Annotated in this window: 2 protein-coding genes and 1 pseudogene; 2 read left to right on the top strand and 1 reads right to left on the bottom strand. The window is 71.0% G+C overall.

Going from position 1 to position 3,092, the window contains the following annotated elements:
• Positions 1-200, bottom strand: a pseudogene (locus tag AC27VN_RS37185) (signal recognition particle-docking protein FtsY); the annotation flags it as partial.
• 29 nt (positions 201-229) lie between these two features.
• Between AC27VN_RS37185 and AC27VN_RS37180 the strand changes: the two are divergent.
• Positions 230-1,672 (top strand): M16 family metallopeptidase, encoded by a 1,443-nt coding sequence (locus tag AC27VN_RS37180; RefSeq protein ID WP_208512974.1) that lies wholly within the window; start codon positions 230-232, stop codon positions 1,670-1,672.
• Positions 1,673-1,767: 95 nt separating this feature from the next.
• A partial coding sequence (locus AC27VN_RS37175) for a M16 family metallopeptidase (RefSeq protein WP_490879886.1) occupies positions 1,768-3,092 on the top strand: 1,325 nt, incomplete at its 3' end.

Raw genomic sequence — 3,092 nt, 5'->3', positions numbered from 1 at the left:
GCCACTGGCGCCACCGGTGCCGCGGCCGGCACTTCCTTCGCCGCCGGTTTCGCGCCGAACCAGCTCGAGGGCGAGAACACCGAGCGTGAGGGCGCGCTCTCCGCGGCGGGGGCAGGTTCGGCCGGCGGGATCGCTGGCGCCTGCGGGGCCGGTGCTTCGGGCGTTTCCGCGGGTGGTTTTTTCTTGAAGAAACTGAACATCGGGCGCTTTTTAGAATCGGAGCCATTCTATGAAACACCCCTCGCCACGCCGCGCTGCGTCTGGTGCGGTGCTGGCCCTGGCGTTCGCGGCGCCCTGGGGCTTGCCCGCGCAGGCGCAACAGCCATCGCCCCCGGCCACCGCAGCCACTGCCTCCGCCCCCGGTCCCCAGCAGTTCACCCTCTCCAACGGCATGACCCTGATCGTGCAGCCCGACCGGCGTTCGCCGACCGCGGTGCAGATGGTCTGGGTGCGCGTGGGCTCGATCGACGAGGTCGACGGCACCTCGGGCGTGGCCCATGCGCTCGAGCACATGATGTTCAAGGGCACCAAGTCGATCAAGCCCGGCGAGTTCTCGCGCCGCGTGGCGGCGCTGGGCGGGCAGGAGAACGCCTTCACCACGCGCGACTACACCGGCTACTACCAGCAGATCCCGGTCGGCAGCCTCGAGCAGGTGATGAAGCTCGAATCCGACCGCTTCGCCAACAACCAGTGGCCCGACGACGAGTTCAAGCGCGAGATCGAGGTGGTCAAGGAAGAGCGCCGCATGCGCACCGAGGACCAGCCGCGCGCCCTGCTCGGCGAGCAGCAGAGCGCGGCCGTCTTCATCGCCTCGCCCTACCACCGGCCGGTGGTGGGCTGGATGAGCGACCTCGACGCGATGACGCCCGAGGACGTGCGCGAGTTCCACCGCCGCTGGTACGTGCCCGCCAATGCCGCGATCGTGATCGCCGGCGATGTCGACGTCGACAAGGTGCGCGCGCTGGCCGAGAAGTACTACGGCGGCATCCCCGCGCGCGCGGTGCCGGTGCGCAAGCCGCGCATCGAGCCGCCGCAGCGCGGCATCCGCCGCATCGAATTCAAGGCGCCGGCCGAGCAGGCCTACGTCTCGCTGGCCTTCCGCATCCCGCAGCTCGAGAGCATCGATGCCGAGAGCGACGCCTGGGCGCTCGAGGTGCTGTCGGCCGTGCTCGACGGCTACACCGGCTCGCGGCTCGACCGCGCGCTCACGCAGGGACCCGAGCGCGTGGCCGATTCGGCCGGTGCCTATTCGGGACTGATGGGACGCGGTCCGCAGCTGTTCGGTCTGGCGGGCGTGCCCGCGGCCGGCAAGACCGCCGCGCAGGTCGAGGCCGCGCTGCGCGCGCAGGTCGCGCGCATCGCCAGGGAAGGCGTGGGCGAGGCCGAGCTCGCGCGCGTCAAGACGCAGTGGGTGGCGAGCGAGACCTACAAGCGCGATTCGGTGATGGCGCAGGCGCGCGAACTCGGCAGCAACTGGGTGCAGGGCCTGCCGCTCGATGCCGACCCGCGCATGATCGCGAAGCTGCAGGCCGTGACCGCCGCGCAGGTGCAGGCGGTGGCCGCCAAGTACTTCGGCGACGACCAGCTCACCGTGGCCACCTTGGTCCCGCTGCCGCCCGATGCGCGGCCCCGTGCCCGCGGCTTCGCCGCTCCCGCGGGAGAACTGCGTTGAACGCCGCCGCATCGCTCGAAGGTCAGATCTCCATGTCCCTCTCCCATTCCAAGCCGGCCGCCGCCGGCCGCCTGCTGCGCACCGGCGTGCTGGCCATGCTCGGCTTCGCCGGCCTGGCCGCGCAGGCCGCGCTGCCGATCGAACACTGGACGCTGGCCAACGGCGCCAAGATCTACCTCGTGTCCTCGCAGGCGCTGCCGATCGTCGACGTCGAGGTCGACTTCGATGCCGGCAGCCGGCGCGATCCCGCCGACCAGGCCGGCCTGGCGAGCGTGAGCTCGACCATGGTCGAGAAGGGCGTGCGCGCCGGCCGCGACGGCGAGCCCGCGCTCGACCAGAACGCGCTGGGCGAGGCCTGGGCCGATCTGGGCGCCGAGTTCGACGTCAGCGCCAGCAACGACCGCACCAGCTACACGCTGCGCAGCCTCGCCGACCCCAAGCTGCTCGACAAGGCGGTGGCGCTGGCCGCGCGCGTGATCGGCGAACCCACCTTCCCCGACGACATCTGGCAGCGCGAACGCGAACGCCTTTCCGCCTCGATCCGCGAGGGCAACACCAAGCCCGCGACGGTAGCGGCGCGTGCCTTCGCGACCGCGGTCTACAGCGGCCATCCCTATGGCCAGCAGACCACCGAGGCCACGCTCGCGCGCATCGACACTGCGGCCATGCGCCAGCGCTACCAGCAACTGATCGTGCCGTGCCGCGCCAAGCTCAGCATCGTGGGCGCGGTGACGCGCGCGCAGGCCGAAGGCATCGCCAACGCGATGCTGTCGCGGCTGCCCGGCCCCGAGGCCTGCACGCCGTTGCCCGCGATCGCGCCGGTGCCGGCGCTGGCCGAATCGAAGGAGGTTCGCATTCCCTTCGAGTCGGCGCAGACCCATGTCTACATCGGCCAGCCCGGCTATCCGCGCAAGGACCCCGACCACTTCGCGCTCAACCTCGGCAACTACATCCTCGGCGGCGGCGGCTTCGTGTCGCGCCTGACCGACGAGGTGCGCGAGAAGCGCGGCCTGACCTACAGCGTCTACAGCGGCTTCGCGCCGGGGCTCGACGCGGGCGCGTTCCGCGTCGGCTTCCAGACCCGGCCCGACCAGGCGGTCGAGGCGGTGAAGGTGGCGCGCGAGGTGCTCGCGAAGTTCGTCGCCGAGGGGCCCACGCAGAACGAGCTCAAGGCCGCGAAGGACAACCTGATCGGCGGCTTTCCGCTCCTGCTCGACAGCAACCGCAAGCTGATCGGCAACGTCGCCAACATCGCCTGGAACGACCTGCCGCTCGATTACCTCGACACCTGGACCGCGCGCATGAATGCCGTGACCGCCACCGACATCAAGGCCGCGTTCGCACGCAAGCTGCAGCCCGATCGCATGGTGACGGTGGTGGTGGGCAGCGACCCGCAGGCCAAGCCGCAGGACGGCAAGTA

The organism is Variovorax sp. 20P10.2.4, from assembly GCF_058244205.1.
This window is presented reverse-complemented; position numbering and strand designations above follow the sequence as displayed.